The organism is Gordonia westfalica, assembly GCF_900105725.1.
Classification (GTDB): Bacteria; Actinomycetota; Actinomycetes; order Mycobacteriales; family Mycobacteriaceae; genus Gordonia; species Gordonia westfalica.
Window position 1 is genome coordinate 663423 of the sequence record NZ_FNLM01000036.1, and the last position, 18835, is coordinate 682257.

General features: G+C 68.4%; 15 protein-coding genes and 1 pseudogene. 14 read left to right on the plus strand and 2 right to left on the minus strand.

The window, feature by feature from the left end:
* The first annotated feature begins 100 nt into the window (after positions 1-100).
* The gene (locus BLU62_RS29310; protein ID WP_244278433.1) at positions 101-1084 is read left to right on the plus strand and encodes a hypothetical protein; all 984 of its coding nucleotides are present in this window, start codon (positions 101-103) and stop codon (positions 1082-1084) included.
* Positions 1085-1125: 41 nt separating this feature from the next.
* Here the strand turns inward: BLU62_RS29310 and BLU62_RS29315 are convergent, their stop codons facing one another.
* Entirely contained in the window at positions 1126-1767 is a 642-nt protein-coding gene (locus BLU62_RS29315) for a TetR/AcrR family transcriptional regulator (RefSeq protein ID WP_074854323.1), read from the minus strand.
* Positions 1768-1984: 217 nt separating this feature from the next.
* On the opposite strand from BLU62_RS29315, the gene BLU62_RS29320 reads away from it, so the two are divergent.
* The 9 genes and pseudogenes from BLU62_RS29320 to BLU62_RS29360 all read left to right on the plus strand — a co-directional run bounded on the left by BLU62_RS29320 (position 1985) and on the right by BLU62_RS29360 (position 13076).
* The gene (locus BLU62_RS29320; protein ID WP_074854000.1) at positions 1985-3541 is read left to right on the plus strand and encodes an amino acid permease; all 1557 of its coding nucleotides are present in this window, start codon (positions 1985-1987) and stop codon (positions 3539-3541) included.
* A 236-nt stretch (positions 3542-3777) separates the two neighbouring features.
* Positions 3778-4647, plus strand: coding sequence for an urea amidolyase associated protein UAAP1 (locus BLU62_RS29325; protein ID WP_074854001.1), 870 nt, complete (start codon positions 3778-3780; stop codon positions 4645-4647).
* Positions 4648-4658: 11 nt separating this feature from the next.
* The gene (locus BLU62_RS29330) at positions 4659-5327 is read left to right on the plus strand and encodes an urea amidolyase associated protein UAAP2 (protein WP_074854002.1); all 669 of its coding nucleotides are present in this window, start codon (positions 4659-4661) and stop codon (positions 5325-5327) included.
* A 48-nt stretch (positions 5328-5375) separates the two neighbouring features.
* Positions 5376-7418 (plus strand): 5-oxoprolinase/urea amidolyase family protein, encoded by a 2043-nt coding sequence (locus tag BLU62_RS29335; RefSeq protein WP_074854003.1) that lies wholly within the window; start codon positions 5376-5378, stop codon positions 7416-7418.
* Positions 7415-9085: an allophanate hydrolase gene (gene atzF, locus BLU62_RS29340; protein ID WP_074854004.1), complete on the plus strand. Its 1671-nt coding sequence runs from the start codon at positions 7415-7417 to the stop codon at positions 9083-9085. Before BLU62_RS29335 ends, atzF begins: the two co-directional genes overlap by 4 nt.
* Positions 9086-9313: 228 nt before the next feature.
* On the plus strand, positions 9314-11071 hold the full coding sequence (locus tag BLU62_RS29345) for a hypothetical protein (RefSeq protein WP_074854005.1): 1758 nt from the start codon (positions 9314-9316) through the stop codon (positions 11069-11071).
* A 194-nt stretch (positions 11072-11265) separates the two neighbouring features.
* A complete protein-coding gene (locus BLU62_RS29350) occupies positions 11266-11460 on the plus strand; it encodes a hypothetical protein (RefSeq protein WP_005201466.1) in 195 nt (64 codons plus the stop codon).
* Between the two features lie 184 nt (positions 11461-11644).
* Positions 11645-12528: pseudogene (locus BLU62_RS29355) on the plus strand (DUF3558 family protein).
* The gene (locus BLU62_RS29360; RefSeq protein WP_074854006.1) at positions 12525-13076 is read left to right on the plus strand and encodes a DUF3558 domain-containing protein; all 552 of its coding nucleotides are present in this window, start codon (positions 12525-12527) and stop codon (positions 13074-13076) included. The pseudogene BLU62_RS29355 and the gene BLU62_RS29360 overlap by 4 nt, the downstream one beginning before the upstream one ends.
* Before the next feature lie 9 nt (positions 13077-13085).
* Here BLU62_RS29360 and BLU62_RS29365 read toward each other — a convergent pair whose 3' ends face one another.
* Positions 13086-13913: an acyl-[acyl-carrier-protein] thioesterase gene (locus BLU62_RS29365; protein WP_074854007.1), complete on the minus strand. Its 828-nt coding sequence runs from the start codon at positions 13911-13913 to the stop codon at positions 13086-13088.
* 100 nt (positions 13914-14013) lie between these two features.
* Between BLU62_RS29365 and BLU62_RS29370 the strand changes: the two genes are divergently transcribed.
* From BLU62_RS29370 to BLU62_RS29385, 4 genes are read left to right on the plus strand one after another with little or no spacing between them, the layout of a single operon-like run.
* Complete coding sequence (locus BLU62_RS29370; protein ID WP_074854008.1) at positions 14014-15690, plus strand: FAD-dependent oxidoreductase; 1677 nt, start codon at positions 14014-14016, stop codon at positions 15688-15690.
* A 2-nt stretch (positions 15691-15692) separates the two neighbouring features.
* Positions 15693-16970: a glycosyltransferase family 4 protein gene (locus BLU62_RS29375; protein WP_074854009.1), complete on the plus strand. Its 1278-nt coding sequence runs from the start codon at positions 15693-15695 to the stop codon at positions 16968-16970.
* Positions 16957-17685 (plus strand): class I SAM-dependent methyltransferase, encoded by a 729-nt coding sequence (locus tag BLU62_RS29380; protein WP_074854324.1) that lies wholly within the window; start codon positions 16957-16959, stop codon positions 17683-17685. Before BLU62_RS29375 ends, BLU62_RS29380 begins: the two co-directional genes overlap by 14 nt.
* Entirely contained in the window at positions 17682-18737 is a 1056-nt protein-coding gene (locus BLU62_RS29385) for a prenyltransferase (RefSeq protein WP_074854010.1), read from the plus strand. The genes BLU62_RS29380 and BLU62_RS29385 overlap by 4 nt, the downstream gene beginning before the upstream one ends.
* The last annotated feature ends 98 nt before the right edge of the window (positions 18738-18835 follow it).

Genomic DNA, 18835 nt, shown 5'->3' on the forward strand with positions numbered 1-18835 from the left:
GTAGTCCATGAGCAGGTCAAGGACTTCGACCGAGCTACGCCGAACGCGCTTCCAGGGCTTGCGCGTTCGACGCCCAGCGGTCGCGATGCTGGGTTGTGCGATGGCCGCGTCTTTCGCGGTCACCGTGCCTGCCCACGCCGCCGCCCCCGCGGCCGGCCCGCCGACACCGGGTATCGCCACCGTGGGGATTCCCACGATGGCGTTGCCCGCCGGGACACTGCCGGATCTTCGTCCGGTGTCCCAGGTGGTGCTGTCGAAGACATCTGCCCCCGAACAGGGATCGGTGGTGACATCGTCCTGGCCGCGGGTCATGGCCGGTGACACGGCGATTCGTCCGACCCCACTGGGCCCGGCCCGCCGCGTCGCCGATCGGACTGCGGCGACCGGAGACATCGTGCGGATCGGGAATCTCGAGCTCAGCCGACCGCGTGCCGTGTCCAAGCAGCTGGCCGCCGACATCACCGCGGGCTCGGGTGAACTGGTGGCCGGTATCTCCGATGTCCTTCGGAGCAACGGGGTTTCGACCGCCCGTGCGGACAAGGTCGCCGAACAGATGGTCGGTGACGCCGCCGTCGGTGGCGTGATCGGCGTCGGAGTGGCGGCGCCACTCGCCCTCGCCGTGGGCGGTGTCGTCGGCGGCGGACTCGGGCTCCTCCTGACGCTTCCGCTCTGGCCCACCGGTCTGGTCTTCGGGCCGCTGATCGGAACGGCCGTGGTCGCAACGCTGGTGGCGCTTCCGGCGGTGGCCGCCGGCGTCGCCATCGGCGCGGCGCACGGCTACGACAAGGGATGGAAGGTGCCGCTCGACCGCAAGCCCGCCAAGCGGCCCCAGCCGACGTCTGTCTCGCTCGACCGGGCTCCGGTCCGGGTGGCCCCGCCGGTACCGGCGACCGCCATCAAGCTGCTGACCCCGGTGCCGACCGTCAAGCAGGTTGCTCCGTCGCCCGCGGTCGAGCGCGTGACACCGACACCGGCGGTCAAGCAGGTCGCGCCGTCACAGCCTGCCCGTCGTGATGCGGTGCCGTGCACGTGGGCACGGATGGCCGAGGTCGCACTGCAGGGAGGTGCCATCGGCAGCTGCTGAGCGCAACCGAAGGATCGGCCCTGGCGCAGTCGCGGACGGCGTCAGGGCCGATGTTCTGTCAACATCCGGATCGCGCCGACGATCGTGTCGACGAGTCCCTCGGCGGTGTGTCCGCCGAGCTCGCCGCGCTGTTCGTCGGCGCGCATCATGATGACCGACTCCACGAGGCGGAACGGCAGCAGACAGCGCTTGTCGGCCGGATCGCCCAGGGCCGCGGACGTCAGTGCCGAGTATGCGGCCGCGAGTTCTTGTCGGGCGGAGCGGAATTCGGCGAAACGGGGTTCGCCCACCTCGGGCAGAAGGTAGAGCGCCCCGAGGTTCCAGCGCGCACGGGCGAGCTGTCCCACGTCGAAACGGGCCAGGGTGAGCAGCCGCTCCAGAGCCTGCCCCTCGGCGTCGAGCAGCGCGCGGGCCTGCTCGACCGAACCGAGGACCGTCGTCTCCAGCAGGTGCGCCAGGATGTCGTCCTTGGTGCCGAAGTAGTGGTACATCGAGGCCTGCCGGATTCCCACGGCCTCGGCGATCATCCGCGTCGACGTGCCGGTGTAGCCATGGCGGGTGAAGAGTTCGGCTGCGGCGTCGAGGATCTCGTCGCGGGCGGTCTCGCCCCGACGTCTCGCCGGCACCAGACGTGGGCGCCCGGGGCCGCCGGATGTGGTGGCCGAGCGAGTGTCGGTCGCCATGATTCCTCCTGCGTTGGTGGATGTTCCCGACCAGTTGACCATGCCTGAGGGCCTCCGGATGACGGTGCGAACCCGCGACCTGCGTCGATTAACGCACTCGTTACCTGCGTTTTCGCAGCCGGAACAAAACTGTCAATCGAAAGAAACGTGCGTTCGCTTATCTATCACCTGACAGATACGCGCTCAACGAGGAGCTCCTCGACAAGAAAGAACGCACATGACCTCAACCCCGGAAAAGACCGTCGCGCAACCGGCCACCGCCCCGGCGGGCGACCACGACGCCGACGACCTCTCCGAATTCGGTTACGAGCAGCAGTTGCACCGCTCGCTCGGCAAGTTCGCCTCCTTCGCCGCGGGCTTCTCGTTCGTCTCGATCCTCACCACGATCTTCCAGCTCTTCGGACTCGGCTTCGGGTTCGGCGGCCCGGCCTTCTTCTGGACCTGGCCGATCGTCTACGCGGGCCAGTTCCTGGTGGCGCTGTGCTTCGCCGAAATCGCTGCGCGCTACCCGATCTCGGGTGCCATCTATCAGTGGTCCCGTCGCATGGGCGGCGAGGTCATCGGCTGGTTCGGCGGCTGGTTCATGATGATCGCCCAGATCGTCACGGCCGCCGCCGCGGCCATCGCACTGCAGGTCGTGCTGCCGGCGGTGTGGATGGGATTCCAGATCGTCGGTGACGACCCAACTCTCACCAGCACGAGCGGTGCGGCCAATGCGGTGCTGCTCGGCTCGATCCTGCTGGTCATCGTCACCGCGATCAACTGTGTCGGCGTCACCTGGATGAGTCGCGTCAACAGCATCGGCGTCGTCTGCGAGCTCGTCGGTGTCACCGCGGTGATCCTCGCGCTGTTCACCCACGCCCGCCGCGGCCCCGACGTCGTCTTCGACACCGGCGTTCCCGGACAGCAGCCCGGGTACATCTGGGCGTTCATCGTGTCCGGTCTGATGGCCGCCTACGTGATGGTCGGATTCGGCTCCGCGGGCGAACTCGCCGAGGAGACCAGGGATCCGCGCCGCGTCGCTCCCCGCACCATCCGGATGGCGCTGACCGTCTCGGCCATCGGTGGTGGCCTGATGCTGCTCGGTGCACTCATGGCGGCACCGACCCTCGGTGAGGAACTCGCCGTCGGTGGCCTGCCCTACGTCCTGGACTCGGTGCTCGGCAGCTTCTGGGGCAAGGTCCTGCTGTGCGACGTCGCGGTGGCGATCTTCATCTGCACTCTCGCCATCCAGACCGCGTGCTCGCGTCTGATGTTCTCGATGGCCCGCGACGGCCGACTCCCGTTCTCGGCGCAGCTTTCCCACGTCAACAGCCGGACCGGTACCCCGATCGCGCCGTCGATCCTCATCGGCGTGCTCTGCATCGGCATCCTGCTGGTCAATGTGGGCAACTCCGCGATCTTCGCCACCCTCGCCAGCGTCTGCATCATCCTGATCTACCTGGCCTACCTCGCCGTGACCGGGCCGATGCTCTACCGCCGCCTCCAGGGCTGGCCGCACCCGGGCGGGGTCGACGCGGGCGGAAGAAAGCTGTTCAGCCTGGGCAGATTCGGGATCGTCGTCAACGCTCTGGCGGTGCTCTACGGCGGACTCATGGTGATCAACCTGGCGTGGCCCCGCGCCGAGGTCTTCGACCCCGCCGGCGAGATGCCGATCCTGCGCTGGGCCGGACCGATCTGCATCGCCGTCACCGTACTCGTCGGCATCGCGTGTTTCCCACGCGGCAAGGAACATCCGAAGCCCGTCACGTTCCCCGCCGGCCCCGCCGCCTGAGGCGAAAGAGCGCGACGCACCAGGTCCGCTGCCTGAGGTGAAAGAGCGCGACGCACCCAGGTCCGCTGCCTGAGGTGAAAGAGCGCGACGCACCAGGTCCGCTGCCTGAGGTGAAAGAGCGCGACGCACCCAGGTCCGCTGCCTGAGGTGCGAGGAGCGATAGCGACGAGCCACGAAGGCCCGGTGACCCGAGCTCCACAACCGCAACCGCAACCACATTCAGAGGAGTCACCAGAATGACCACCATCACCGCCGCCGGCACCGGGACCACCGCGGGTGCCCGCGAACATGCCCGGTCGCAGGCCGGCACCATCACCGACAGCATGCCGGTCGTCCCGGCGTCGAACTGGCCGAACCCGCCCGCCGACGTCGACCCCGCGGACCTCACGTGGGCCGAGACCGTGCCCGGCGGGCGTTACACCAGCAAGGTCCTGGCCCGCGGTACGCGCCTGCGCCTGACCGACGTCGCCGGTTCGGCGTGCGCCCACATCCTGCTGTGGCGTGCGGACGCGCCGTGGGAGCGGCTCAATGTCGCCGACACCGTGAAGGTGCCGTGGCAGGCCTATCTCGGTGCGGGGCATCCGTTGCTGAGCGACCAGGGCCGGGTCCTGGCGACGATCGTAGCCGACGGATCCGGACACCACGACGCGCTCTGCGGCACCACGAATCTCGCCGCCAACACCGCGAAATACGGTGATGGGCAAGTGCATTCGGACAGTCCCGCGGGACGTGAGCTGTTCACCCTCGCCGCTGCCAAGCACGGACTGACGCCGACCGACGTCGCACCCTCGGTGTCGTTCTTCCACGGTGTGAAGGTCGACGACGACGGATCGTTGCGCTCCACCGGGTCCGCCGGCGCCGGCACGTCGGTCGACCTCGTCCTGCATCTGCCGTGCGTCGTGGCGATCGTGAACACCGCACATCCCGTCGACCCGTCGCCGACTTTCGACACCACCTCGCTCGAGGTGCTCGCGTGGAAGGCCGAACCCGATCTCGGTGCGCTGCTGGCCGGCGTCGCGGACACCGATCCCGAATACCAGCGGGCCGTCGCCAACTCCGAAGACGTCTGGGCCGCAGCTCGTTTCTCCAGCTCCCCCTCCCGATAGGACGAACACTCATGACCACCACCATCGACTTCGCCGCGGCGCCCGCCGCCGACCTCGCGCTCGTCACCGGCACGGTCGTCTACGACGCCACGGTGGGTGACCGCGGACCCTGGTCGGGCGTCGTCGCCGCCGGCGACGTGCTCACCATCGTCGACCTCCACGGCAACCAGGCCGTGGACACCCTGTTCTACGGTGCGGGCGACCACACCAAGCGCTACTCCGCGCAGGCCACGATCGCCGCACAGGGCAACATCTTCCTGACCACCGGCACCGTCATCCGTGACCAGGAGGGCGATCCGCTGATGACGATCGTCGCCGACGAGGTCGGCAACCACGACACGGTGGGCGGCGCCTGCTCGCAGGAGTCCAACACCCTTCGCTACGGGCACCACACCAAGCACCAGCACGCCTGCGTCGAGAACTTCCTGATCGAGGGCAGCCGGCACGGACTCGGCAAGGCCGACCTGGTCGGGAACGTCAACTTCTTCATGAACGTGCCGGTCGACCCGGACGGGTCCCTCGGCATCGTGGACGGTCTGTCGGCGCCCGGGAAGCGACTCGCCCTGCGCGCCGAGGCCGACACCCTGGTGCTGATCTCCAATTGCCCGCAGATCAACAACCCCTGCAACGGATTCGACCCGACCGCGGTCCGCGTCATCGTGACCGGGCCGTCCGCCTGACACGCGTCGATCCGTACCCCGCTCACCGACTCACCGAGGAACCACACCATGTCTGCCTCCGCTGGGGCCTCCACGCCGGCCCCCGTCACCGTCATCCGATCCGGCCCACTCACCACGATCCAGGACTGGCCCGGTCGTATCGGGTATTGGAAGGTCGGTGTCCCGCCGTCCGGACCCATGGACGACCTGTCGTTCCGGCTCGCCAACCTCGCCGTCGGCAACCCCGAGACGGCGGCCGGCCTCGAGGTCACCCTGATGGGTCCGGCACTGCGATTCGACGAGGAGGCCGTCGTGGCGGTCACCGGCGCGCCGGTCACCGTGACCCTCAACGGACGGGTTGTGCCGCAATGGGTTCCGCTGTCGGTGTCCGCCGGTGACGTCCTCGACGTGGGTACCGTCGGGTCGCTCGGCATGCGGGCGTACATCGCGGTGTCGGACGGCCTCGACGCCGAGGACTACCTGGGCAGTCGCTCGACCTTCACGATGGGCCGCTTCGGCGGACTCGACGGCCGCGCTCTCGCGGCGGGCGATCAGCTCGCCCTGCTCGGTGGTCCGACCACCTCTGCGCGTCGCATCCTCGGTGACGAGCAGCCCGCCTTCACCAACACCTGGCAACTGGCGGTGACCGTCGGACCGCACGGGGCACCGGAGTTCTTCACCGAGGCCGACATCGCCGACGTGTTCGCCACCGACTACGAGGTGCACTTCAACTCCGACCGCACCGGCATCCGGCTGATCGGTCCCAAGCCGCGATGGGCGCGCAACGACGGCGGCGAGGCCGGTCTGCACCCGTCGAACATCCATGACAACGCGTACTCCGTCGGAGCTCTCGACTTCACCGGCGACACCCCGATCCTGCTCGGACCCGACGGGCCGAGTCTCGGCGGGTTCGTGTGCCCGGTGACGGTGGTGACCGCCCAGCGGTGGAAGCTCGGTCAGCTCAAGCCCGGTGACACGATCCGCTTCGTGGCCGTGCGCAGCGAGGAGACCGCGTCGCCCAAGGAGACCGGCCTCGGCCGGCGCGCGAGTTTCGTCGACGTGCTTTCCTCCGGCGGCGACGCCGACAACGGCATCCTCGGCTCGACGACGACCGCCGACGGTTCGACGGCGGTGACGTACCGCCGCTCCGGTGACGACAACATCCTCGTCGAATACGGCGACATGCAGCTCGATCTCGCACTCCGGGCGCGTGTGCACGCCCTGAGTGAACGCATCGCCGCCGAAAAGCCGCGCGGCCTCGTCGATCTCACGCCCGGAATTCGTTCGTTGCAGGTCAAGGCCGACCCGGACGTGTGGTCGCAGACCCAGATGCTGGAGTGGCTCACCGAATGTGAGAGTCAGCTGCCCGCCGCCGAGGACCTCGTGGTTCCCAGCCGAACGGTGCATCTGCCGCTGTCGTGGGACGACCCGGCCACCCGCGAGGCCATCGAACGCTACATGCTCGGTGTCCGTTCCGACGCTCCCTGGTGCCCGTGGAACATCGAGTTCATCCGCCGCATGAACGGTCTCGACTCCGTCGACGACGTCTATCGCACCGTGTTCGACGCCGGCTACCTGGTGCTCGGACTGGGCGATGTGTATCTGGGTGCGCCGGTGGCGGTTCCGCTGGATCCCCGGCATCGGCTCGTCACCACCAAGTACAACCCCGCCCGGACCTGGACCCCGGAGAACGCGGTCGGCATCGGCGGTGCGTACATGTGCATCTACGGCATGGAGGGGCCCGGCGGTTACCAGTTCGTCGGACGTACCACGCAGGTGTGGAACCATCGTCATCCGCAGCCGGCGCCCGGTTTCGATCCCGAACACCCCTGGCTGCTGCGCTTCTTCGATCGCATCCACTGGTACCCGGTGAGCGCCGAGGAACTCCTCGACATGCGCGCGGACGTCGCCGCCGGACGAGGGGACAGCACCAAGATCGTCGACGGTGTCTTCTCGCTGGCCGAACATCAGCGATTCCTCGACGAGAACTCCGCCGACATCGCGGTCCGGCGGGAGAAGATGGAGATCGCCCGGGCCGAGGAACGTCAGAGGTGGTCTGCTCAGGGAGAGTTCGCCGCCGAGGTGGCCGAGAACGAGGAGCGAGTGGCATGAGCAAGGTCGAGGAGATCTACGCGCGGATCGCCGAGGCGGACCGTCCGGAGGTGTTCATCGCGTTGCGTCCGCAGGACGAGGTCGCGGCCGATGTCGACGCGTCTCTGGCGTCCGGCGGGCCGCTGGCCGGCACGATCCTCGCGGTGAAGGACAACGTCGACGTCGCCGGGCTGCCGACCACCGCGGCCTGCCCGGGCTACGCGTACACGCCGGCGGCAGACGCGCCCGTGGTCGCGGCGCTGCGGGCCGCCGGTGCCGTGGTGATCGGGAAGACGAACCTCGACCAGTTCGCGACCGGACTAGTGGGAACGCGCAGTCCTCATGGAGCCGTGCGTGATTCACGACGTCCCGAGCGCATCTCGGGCGGTTCGAGTTCGGGTTCCGCGGTGTCCGTCGCGTTGGGTTTCGCCGACATCGCGATCGGCACCGACACCGCCGGATCGGGCCGTGTGCCCGCCGGCCTCCAGGGCCTCGTCGGTATCAAGCCGACGGTCGGGGCGGTCTCCACCGAAGGTGTCGTACCCGCGTGTGCGAGCTATGACACCGTCACGATCTTCGCGGCTGACCTCGCGTTGGCGAACCGGGCGATGGCGGCGATGGCCGTCGCGCCGGGGCCGCGACCGTTCGGCCCGTCGGCACCGTTGGCCGCGCCGGAGCGTCCCGTCGTCGCGGTGCCCGCCGAGCTGCCCGAGCTCGACGAGGCGTGGCGCGCCGCTTTCGCCGAGGCGGTCCTGCGGGCCGAGGCCGCCGGACTCGTGATCAAGACCATCGATCTGTCGCCGTTCCTGGCGGCCGCGAAACTGCTGTACGAGGACGCGCTCGTGGCCGAACGGCACGATGCGGTCGGCGACTTCCTGGACGCGGCGGACCCGGATGCCGTCGGCCTCGATCCCACTGTCGCCGGGATCATCGGTGCCGCTTCCCGATTCACCGCCGTCGACCTGCTGCGCGCACGCCGGCGCCTCACCGAACTCCGTGCGGAGGCCATGGGGGAGTGGGGCGACGCGACCGTGCTGATGGTCCCGACCGCGCCGGCGCACCCGACGATCGCGGAGGTCGCGGAGGACCCGGTCGGCGTCAATTCGCGGCTGGGCACCTACACCAACTTCTGTAATCTGTTCGACCTCTGCGGTCTCGCCGTCCCGAGCGGCGTGGTATCCGAAACCGACGGCACCGAAGCACAATTCGGCGTCACCTTCCTGGGCGCGGCGCACGAGGATGCGGTGCTCGTCGATGTGGCGGGCCGGTTCCTCGGCGACCACGACGTCCCGGCGTCGTGGATCGAGACCGAGGATTCGATCGAGCTCGCGGTGTTCGGTGCGCACATGCGGGGCGGGCCGCTCACTCATGAGCTCAGCGAGCGGGGCGCCCGATGGGCGGGGGAGATCACGACGACCCCCGCCTACCGGCTCGTCGCCTTGGACACAACGCCGCCGAAGCCGGGACTGATCCGCGATCCTGGTGCGGGGCGGGCGATCCGGGGTGAGATCTGGCGGTTGTCGCCGGCCGCGCTCGGCGCGTTCCTCGCTGCGCTCCCCGAACCGATGATGCTGGGCAAGGTCGAGGTGACCGCCGGGGAGACCGGGCCGGCACGGTGGATCGTCGGCTTCGGCTGCGCGGCCGACGCCGGTGCTGCCGGAACGGAACTCGACCGCGACCGCTGGTAGACCGCCGAATCCGAATCCGTTCCGTATGACGTCGAACCCGGAAGCCGGGCTCGACGTCATACGGATTCGAGCGCTCTCACACACCACGTGCCCGCGCCCGACCTGGTCGTTTGTCCAGGCGAGCCGAATTCGTGCCGTTGCGTCCGGTTGGCTACCAATTTTCGATCCCCAATGCTTAACTTGCTCAGCGCAAGGGGTCGGGGAGAGGAAGTTGGACGGGTGACCAGCATGGGGCGGAACGGGATTCAGCGTTCGGAGAAGGTCGCGCGACGCGCGGACCGCAAACAGAAGCGTCAACACCGCGTCGTCGCGGGCGCGGCCGCGCTCGCCACGGTGGCGGCAATCGGCGCCGGGCAGGCGATGGAGCCGGCTGCGGCCGAGGCGGCATTGCTCCCGGACTCCATACAGAAGCTGCAGACATGGTCGAACGGCTTCAACACGAGCAACCCTCTCGGAGAACTGGTCAGCGGTATCGGCAACGGTGCGCTCGCTGACATCGCCGAGAAGTGGCGAATCGAGTCCTGTGTCTCCGGCGGCGAACGCGGCGGCGCCGACTGCTCGCAGTCGAGCACCGACTTCGGCGGGATCGGTATCGCCATCGTGCTTCCCGACCGGATCGAGGTCGTGCCAGTCGGCATCTACGACCCGGTTAAGGGCACCATCGAAACGATCTCCAATTCGATCCTGGGCGACATCGCGCGGTGGATCGGCCTGAACATCCCGCGCTCCATTGCCGACGCCCCGGACACCAAGGGCTCCGCGAAGGTCATCGGCAACGGTTTCCAGCTCGCCCTGGCGTTCCGCGAAGGCGACGCGACAGCCATCTCGTACCTGCCGCTCAGCATCGCGACCGCGGGCGCGAGTGACGGCCGCACGGCCAAGTCCTTCGCCCTCCTCGGCATGGCGCACGCCTGGAACACCGATGCGCTCGACGTGACTGTCCTTGGCCAGAAGGTCACGTCCATCCCCGGCATCAAGGGCGTCGGCTGCTACGGCGGCCTCACCGGTGCCTACGCCGACGGCGTCGGAGCATGCGCGAATGTGCTGGGCACCTTCGATTTCCGTTACCAGCAGCCCAACGGCGAGCTCCAGTTCGCGCTCACCGACCCGACGGCACTCCTCTCCGATCCGACGGGTGTCCTCGGTGACGCCGGGCAGGAAGCGCTGCAGGGGATTCTCGCGGCCATCCTGAGCGGTACCGGCGTCGACTTCGACGGCGACTGGATGTCCCTCTCCAAGGACTTCTCGCGCCTGAGCATCGGCGGCGACTACGACCTGTTCAGCGGCAACTTCCTCCGCCTCACCAGTGACTACGGCTTCACCGGGCCGATCACCGTCGAATGGCTGGGTTCGCAGGTGACGTTCCGCCCGCTGGTCGAGGTGAACGGCGAATGGCGCCCGAACCGTCTCGGCGTCCCGGTCATCTCCTTGGGCCAGCTCGACACCGGGCAGATCGTCCCGGTCATCCGCATCCCGAGCTACGAGTTCCCCTTCGGCATCCCGGCGACCGACGACGCGGTGATCCCGCAGCAGAACACCGTCGCGCGGGTCGCGGCCTCGGCTCCCACCGAGTTCGCGGCGACGACCTTCGCGGACACCGACGCACCTGAGGTCACCGCGGACGACGCGGACGACTCGGGCAGCGACGTGGCCGGCGAGTACGTCGGCAAGCATCGTGCCGCCGACGACGGGTACGAGGGCAAGCACCGCGCGCCCGACGCCTCGGTCGACGAAGGTGGCTCCGACGCGGGCTCCGACGCCGGTGCGGACAACAGCGACGGCGGTGACTCGGACTCCAGCGGCTCGGACTCGGGCAGCGGTTCCGGCTCCGACAGCGGCAGCGGCAGCGGCTCCGGCTCCGGCTCCGGCTCCGGCTCCGGCTCCGACAGCGGCAGCGGTTCGAGCAGCGACGCGGGGTCGGACTCCGGCAGCGACTCCGGCTCGGGTGCGGGCTCGTCGAGCGACTCCGGCGCCGAAGCGGCATAACACCTGCCGCCCCACAGACCGGCGCCCCGGCATTGGACTTGATCCGTGCCGGGGCGTCGACCATTTCCGGGGCTCTGTCGGTCGTGGGATCGACCCCCGACCGATGCCGACGAACAGTGACTAGGCTGGACGAAGAGCAGGGCTGGACGAAGAGCAACGCTGGACGAAAAGCCGAGCCGACCAGGGAGGCCGTGATGGCGATCGATCGCGACAGAAGCAGAGCAGTGTCGGAAGTCGTCCGGCAGCATCCGGTGATGAGTCTGGTCGCGGTCTCACCGGGCATCGCCGTGTTCGTGGTCCTGCTGTTGCTCGACCAGACATTTCTGGCGATCCTGTTCGCCATCCTGGCCGTCGGCGGCGGGGTGTACCTGTTGAGCCGTAAACGCTGAGCACGACGCCCGCGCGGTGAACCTCGACTCGGCGACGCGCGCGGCTACAGTGGTGGCCAATGAGCTCGACCGCATCGCCGCGCGCGGTGCCGGCGGGCACATGCGGGTGAAGGGAGTGCAGGCGCATGATCGACGATTCGGGTCGTCACCACGGCCGGGCGGCCGGGCGGCCGGGTCGCTGACGATGGCCACACGCGTCGACGCCTACATCTGGGCGATCCGCCTGACCAAGACCCGATCCGCGGCCGGTGCCGCGTGCCGAGGCGGGCATGTTCGAGTCAACGGCATCACCGCCAAGCCTGCACAGCCCGTGGTCCCGGGAGACGAGATCCGTGTCCGGCTCGCCGGACACGAACGCATCGTCGAGGTCACCAAGACGATCAACAAACGGGTGTCCGCCCCGCTGGCCGCCGAGTGCTTCATCGACCGTTCGCCGCCGCCTCCCCGAAGGAGATCCTGGCGAGCCAGCCGCGTCGTGACCGTGGCGCCGGGCGGCCCACCAAACGTGAACGGCGACAACTCGATCGACTCCGCGACTCGAGCCTCCTCGTCGCCTTCCTCGCCGCGGTCGTGTTGCTGGTCGGCGGCTGTTCGGACGACCAGCCGGCCGACCCGAACAAGCCGAACACCCCCGAGGCCCCGGCGCAGGCGGGCTCCGGTCCGTTCTTCGGGAAGTGCGGCGGGGTGACGCTGGAAGAGGTCAACCGCATCACCGGATTCGGCGGACTCACCGAGACCGTCAACAACACCTCGGTCTGCGAGTGGGACACCACCGGCTCGCGGACGGGCGCCGTCGCGTCCTTCAACTGGTACCGCGGCTCGCCCATCGGGCGTGAAGAGGCCAACGTCAAGTTGTCGCGCGACGTCACCAACAAGCTCGAGATCGACGGACATCAGGGGTTCATCGGATACACCCAGTCCGGTCAGATCTGTGAGGTCGGTATCGGATTCGGCGCCGACTTCTTCGAATGGTCCATCCGGGGCGATGCGGCGCAGGCCCGGCCCATCGAGCAGATCTGCGACGCCGCACGGGAGTTGGCGACACTGTCCATCGAGCGTGCGTCATGAGGCGCCTGCCGGCGATGCTCGTCGCCCTTCTCCTCGGCCTGACCGCCCTCGTCGGGTGTTCGCGGACGGTTGACGGTGAGCCGGTGCCGGTGGGCGCCGCCGGACAGTCCGGCAGCAGCGACATCGACACCGATCAGTTCGACAAACTGCTCCTCGAATGCGACGTGCTGCCCGACGCCATGATCGCCGACGTCGTCGCCGGTGGTGGGTTCGCCGAGCGATCTTTCAGCGGCGCCATCTGCCGGTGGTTGGTGTCCGGTGCGACCGACGTCGTCAGCGTGACGTTCAACTGGTTCGAGTGGGGCAACGTCAACCTCGAGAAGGAGACGGCGAAGAAGCTCGGTTTCCAGACCGAGAACATCAAGGTCGCCAGCCAGTCGGCCTTCACGCAACGCGACCCCGCCCGTCCCGGCGTCTGCGGCGTCACCGCGCGGGCGCCCAGTCGTGGGATCTTCACGTGGTTCGTCGAACCCCGCGGCGCGCCCCAGGGCGACCCGTGCGCGGCCCCGATCAAGCTGATGGAGCTGCTGCTCCAGGGCGGCCAGTAGCTCCCGGGATCAGGTCGGCAGCGGGCCCACCACAACACTCGCCGCGACGACCAGCTCGTCGCCGGTGCCGGGCATCAGCAGCCACACGGTCAGCCGGTTTCCCTCGCGGACGCGACGCAGGGTGAGGCGCGTCCCGGGCACGATCGGGCGCAGGTACTCGATGACCACCCGGTGCGGCACGTCGACGAGATCGGCGTGTTCGACCAGCTCGTCCTCGATGGCCTCGAGGTAGGCGGCGTTGTTTAGGTGCCTGAACGGATCGAAGTCCGTGATGCGCAGGACGTGCTCGCGGTCGGGGAGCGAGATGTCCTCGGCGGCCGGGGCCTTCTCGGGGTTCATCGACTTCCACCGCAGGCGGTGTTCGTCGTTCATCGACGACAGCATCTCGAAGGCTTCGTCGGACAGGCGTGAGGGCACGCCCTGCTCGTTGACGTTGATCCAGAAGGCCTCGGTCTCGATCAGGCCGTCGGGCCGCTCGTCGGGGTTGAACCGGTTGGTCTCGTGGTCGGAGGTGAGGCGCACCCGCATGTTGGTCCAGCGGGTCGACAGGGCACCGCACCAGCGCTGGGCCGTGACGGTCCCCGGCCAGGTGATCGGCCGGATGACGTCGATGATGGTGCGTCGGACGATCCAGAACGGTTCGGTCTTGCCGAACTCCGTCGCCTCGAGGTTGTCGTTGGCGACGTCCTGCAGATACCGGGCGACGGCGTCGAGCCGCACCCGCATGTCCTGGTCGACGTCACCGGTCCGGACCCGGTACTGCGCCTGGTAGAACCGCGCGCCGTCCTTGCGGGCGGGCAGTGATCCCGCTTCCACTCCTGAAGTAACCTGGCTCACTCGAGTCCCTTCGATGGGTCGCAGGTATCTTTGCAGTTAAGATACAGTCAAGGCCGAAACTAGAACACGTTCTACGTGTTGGATTACGAGGAAACAGCAGATGGCGCATGTGATTACCCGCCCATGTTGCAACGACGCCAGTTGCGTGAGCGTGTGTCCGGTGAACTGCATCCACCCGACGCCGGACGAGCCGGAGTTCCTGACCGCCGAGGCGCTCTACATCGATCCGGAGACCTGCATCGACTGTGGCGCGTGCATCGACGAGTGCCCGGTCGAGGCGATCGTCCCCGACGACCAGCTCACCGAGCGCGACGAGCCGTACCTGCAGATCAATGCGGACTACTACAAGGACCACGACGTCGAGGGCGGGCTGGTCCCGCCGCGCAAGTCGCCGCCGCTGCCCGACAAGGAACTGCACGTGGCGATCGTCGGCGCCGGTCCGGCCGCGTTCTACGCCGCCGAGGAACTCGTCCGGAAGCCGGCCGTCAAGGTCGACATGTTCGACCGGCTGCCCACGCCGTACGGCCTGGTGCGCGCCGGTGTCGCCCCGGATCACGCGGCCACCAAGGGGGTCGAGAAGACCTTCGCGTCGGTCGCCGCCAAGAAGAACTTCGACTACTACCTCAACGTCGAGGTCGGCAAGCACATCAGTCACGACGAACTCGTCGTCCGCTACCACGCGGTCATCTACGCGGTGGGCGCGGCGACCGACAAGCGCCTGGGCATCGAGGGGGAGGACCTGCGCAACTCCGTCGCGGCCACCCAGTTCGTCGCCTGGTACAACGGCCACCCGGACTTCGCCGACCTCGAGGTGGACCTGTCCTCCGAGCGTGCGGTGGTCGTCGGGAACGGCAACGTAGCGCTCGACGTCGCGCGCATCCTCGTGACCGACCCGGACGACCTGGCCAAGACCGACATCGCCGACCACGCCCTGGCGAAACTGCGTGAATCGAACATCGACGAGGTCGTGCTGCTCGGCCGGCGAGGCATCGCCCAAGCCGCGTACACGAACAGCGAGTTCCTGGCTCTCGGCGACGTCGAGGGCGTCGACGTGGTCATCGATCCGGAGGATCTCGTCCTCGATCCGGCCACCGAGGCGGCACTGTCCGACGACACGCTGGACTCGACCATCGCCACCAAGATCCGGCTGGCCCGCGAGTTCGCCGAACGGCCGCGGACGCCGGGCAACAAGCGCATCGTGTTCCGTTTCCTGACCTCTCCCGTGGAAATTGCCGGTGACGGCGAAGTGACTACCCTGACGTGCGTGCGCAACGCCTACGCCGATGCCGCCGGACGGGTGGCCGTGAAAGCCACCGACGAGCGGTTCGACCTCGACACCGGGCTGGTGCTGCGGGCGATCGGCTACCGCGGCGTCCCCGTCACCGATCTCCCCTTCGACGAGGGTCGCGGCGTCGTGCCCAACTCCGAGGGGCGCGTCCAGGTCTCCGCCGACGGCGACGTCATGCCGGGGCTGTACGTCACCGGCTGGATCAAGCGCGGAGCGACCGGCGGCATCGGCATGAACCGTCTGTGCGGTCAGGAGACCGCGCAGGCGGTGATCGCCGACTTCGTCGCCGCGGCCTTCGACGACCCGTCGACCCCGCGTGACGACGTCGCCGCACTCGTCGCCGATCGCGGTGCCCACCGCATCGACCTCGCCGGGTGGAAGGCGATCGACGCGGCCGAGAAGTCGGCGGGCAAGTCGGCCGGCCGTACGCGTGCGAAGTTCGTCAGCATCTCCGAGTTCGAGGCGGCCGCAACCGCCGGGGCGCAGTAACCGTGCGGGTTGCGCTGCTGTCCTACCGCAGCAAACCTCATTGCGGTGGACAGGGCGTCTACGTCCGGCACCTCTCCCGTGAGCTCGCGCTCCTCGGGCACAGCGTCGAGATCTTCTCGGGGCAGCCGTATCCGGAGCTCGACTCCTCGGCGATCGACGCCGGGGTCACGATCACAAAGGTGCCGAGCCTGGGTCTCTACGACGAGCCGGATCCGTTCCGTACCCCGGGGCTGGGTGAGTACCGCGATTGGATCGACCTGCTCGAGGTCGGGTCGATGTGGACGGCGAGCTTCGGCGAGCCGCTCACCTTCAGTCTCCGGGTCGCCCGGTTGCTGAAGGACCGGCGCGACGACTTCGACATCGTGCACGACAACCAGTGTCTCGGTTACGGGTTGCTCGAGATCCAGAAGGCGGGCTTCCCGCTGATCGCGACGATCCACCACCCGATCACCCGTGACCGCACCCTCGCGGTGCGGGCGGCCAAGGGCTGGCGCAAGATCACCGCGTGGCGCTGGCATTCCTTCCTGCGGATGCAGGGACGCGTCTCCCGCCGAATCCCGGAGCTGCTCACCGTGTCCCGCAGCAGCGAGGTCGACATCCGCAAGGCCTTCGACATCCCGTCGGGCCGCATCACGACGATCCCGCTCGGCGTCGACACCGAGATCTTCACGCCCCGTGCCGAACGCGTGCCGGGTCGGATCGTCTGTGTCGCGAGCGCCGATGCGCCGCTCAAGGGTGTGTCGTACCTGCTCGAGGCGGTGGCGAAGCTCGCCGCCGAACGCGACGACGTGAAACTGGTACTGGTGTCCAAGTTGGACCCGAATGGACCGTCTGCCAAGATGATCGAAGATCTGGCCATCGGCGATCGGGTGTCGGTGGTCTCGGGACTCGAGGACTCCGAGATCGCGGAGCTCCTGGCCTCGGCCGAGGTCGCCTGTGTGCCGTCGCTGTACGAGGGTTTCTCGTTGCCGGCGGTCGAGGCGATGAGCTGCGGAACACCACTCGTCGCGACGCGCGCCGGTGCGATCCCGGAGGTCGTCGGCACCGGCGAGGAAGCCGCGTTGCTGGTGCCGCCGAGGGACTCCGGGCGCCTGGCGCAGGCGATCGGACGGCTCTTCGACGACGCCGAGCTGCGGGCTCGTCTCGGCTCGGGGGGACGGCGCCGCGCCGAGGAGAACTACAGCTGGGCAGCGGTGGCCGCGAAGACGGCGGCTCACTACGAAACCGTGCTGGCCGGACACCGGCGAGCAACAGAAGGGACATCGAGTGCTGACAGTTGATTTCGACCGTCTGGGCGTGGGCCCGGGCACCAAGGCGATCGACATCGGGGCGGGTCAGGGACGACACTCCTTCGAGATGTTCCGCCGCGGAGCGGATGTCATCGCCTTCGACATGTCGGAGAGCGACATGGCCGATGTCGCGGAGATGTTCGACGCCATGACGGCCGAAGGGCATGTGCCCGCCTCGGCCAAGGCGCGCGCCGAGGTCGGCGACGCACTGCGTCTCCCATACGCGGACAACAGCTTCGACGTGGTCCTCATGTCCGAGATCCTGGAGCACATCCCGACCGACGAGGGCGCGATCAGCGAGATGGTCCGCGTCCTCAAGCCCGGTGGGGTGGCCGCCGTGACGGTGCCGCGGTACTGGCCGGAGAAGGTCTGCTGGGCCCTGTCGGACGAGTACCACGAGGTCGAGGGTGGACACGTCCGCATCTACAAGGCGTCCGAACTGGCCGGGAAGCTGCGCACTGCGGGCCTCGAGGTCACCGGAACCGATCACGCTCACGCTCTTCACGCACCGTACTGGTGGCTGAAATGCGCTGTCGGCGTGGAGAACAACGACAATCCGCTGGTCAAGGGCTACCATCAGCTGCTCGTCTGGGACATGATGAGCAAGCCGTGGCTGACCCGTGTGGGTGAGCAGGTGCTCAACCCGATCATCGGCAAGTCCGTGGCCCTGTATCTCCGTAAGCCCGAGACTGCTGCGTCTTCATGACGGCCGCTCCGGCTGTCCCTGGAGTGGTCACCGCCGAGCAGATGCGCGCCACCGGCGCGGCGATCGTCGGCATGCAGGAGGAATCCGGTGCACTGCCGTGGTTCCCCGGCGGACAGACCGATCCCTGGGATCACATCGAATCGGCGATGGCGTTGTCGGTGACCGGCTTTCATGCCGAAGCCGAAGCGGCATACGAGTGGTCGCGGCGTAAGCAGCGGTCCGACGGCTCCTGGCCGATCCGCACCGTGTGCGGCAAGGTCGAGGATGCCGGGACCGACTCCAACTTCTGTGCCTACATCGCGGTCGGGGTCTGGCATCACTACCTGATCACCGGCGACGAGGCCTTCCTGCAACGGATGTGGCCGGTGGTCTGGTCGGCCATCGACTGCGTGCTCCGCTTCCAGCGGGATGACGGCGCGTTCCGGTGGGGTGGCGACCACCGCACCGGCGCGATGTTCGGCGAAGCACTGATCACGGGTAATGCCAGCATCTTCCAGGCCCTGGACTGCGCGATCCGGATCGCCGGCGAGATGGACCAGCCCGACGACGCCTGGATCGCCGCGCACACCAAGCTCGGTGACGCCATCCGTGCCGACACCGCTCGTGACGCCGAATGGGAGATCTTCACGCCCCCGTCCGAGCATTCGATGGACTGGTATTACCCGATCCTCGGTGGCGCGGTGCGCGGCGAGGAGGGGCAGAAGCTGATCGCCCGCCGCTGGAGCGAGTTCGTCGTCCCCGGCAAGGGTGTCCGGTGCGTCGACCACCGCCCGTGGGTGACCGGTGCCGAAACATGTGAGCTCGCACTGGCTCTCGATTCCCTCGGGGACACCGCCGACGCCATCGAACTCATCGCGTCCATCCAGCACCTGCGCGATCCCGACGGATCGTATTGGACCGGACTGGTTTTCGCCGACGGCAAGCGCTGGCCGGTGGAGAAGAGCTGCTGGACCTCCGCGGCCGTCGTCCTGGCGGCCGACGCCGTGAGTCGCACCAGCGTCGCCAACGGCATCTTCCGCGACGTGCGGCAGCGGCTGGCCGTCGCGCCCTAGGCGGACCGTCGCTCCCTGGAATGCGAGGAGCGCAAGCGTCCCCGTCGCTCCCTGAGGTGCGAGGAGCGCAAGCGCCCGGGTCGCTCCCTGAGGTGCGA

Coding starts and splice junctions, on each gene's coding strand:
- BLU62_RS29310 (WP_244278433.1), top strand. CDS start 101: ATGGCCGCGTCTTTCGCGGTCACCGTGCCTGCCCACGCCGCCGCCCCC.
- BLU62_RS29315 (WP_074854323.1), bottom strand. CDS start 1,767: ATGGCGACCGACACTCGCTCGGCCACCACATCCGGCGGCCCCGGGCGC.
- BLU62_RS29320 (WP_074854000.1), top strand. CDS start 1,985: ATGACCTCAACCCCGGAAAAGACCGTCGCGCAACCGGCCACCGCCCCG.
- BLU62_RS29325 (WP_074854001.1), top strand. CDS start 3,778: ATGACCACCATCACCGCCGCCGGCACCGGGACCACCGCGGGTGCCCGC.
- BLU62_RS29330 (WP_074854002.1), top strand. CDS start 4,659: ATGACCACCACCATCGACTTCGCCGCGGCGCCCGCCGCCGACCTCGCG.
- BLU62_RS29335 (WP_074854003.1), top strand. CDS start 5,376: ATGTCTGCCTCCGCTGGGGCCTCCACGCCGGCCCCCGTCACCGTCATC.
- atzF (WP_074854004.1), top strand. CDS start 7,415: ATGAGCAAGGTCGAGGAGATCTACGCGCGGATCGCCGAGGCGGACCGT.
- BLU62_RS29345 (WP_074854005.1), top strand. CDS start 9,314: ATGGGGCGGAACGGGATTCAGCGTTCGGAGAAGGTCGCGCGACGCGCG.
- BLU62_RS29350 (WP_005201466.1), top strand. CDS start 11,266: ATGGCGATCGATCGCGACAGAAGCAGAGCAGTGTCGGAAGTCGTCCGG.
- BLU62_RS29360 (WP_074854006.1), top strand. CDS start 12,525: ATGAGGCGCCTGCCGGCGATGCTCGTCGCCCTTCTCCTCGGCCTGACC.
- BLU62_RS29370 (WP_074854008.1), top strand. CDS start 14,014: ATGGCGCATGTGATTACCCGCCCATGTTGCAACGACGCCAGTTGCGTG.
- BLU62_RS29385 (WP_074854010.1), top strand. CDS start 17,682: ATGACGGCCGCTCCGGCTGTCCCTGGAGTGGTCACCGCCGAGCAGATG.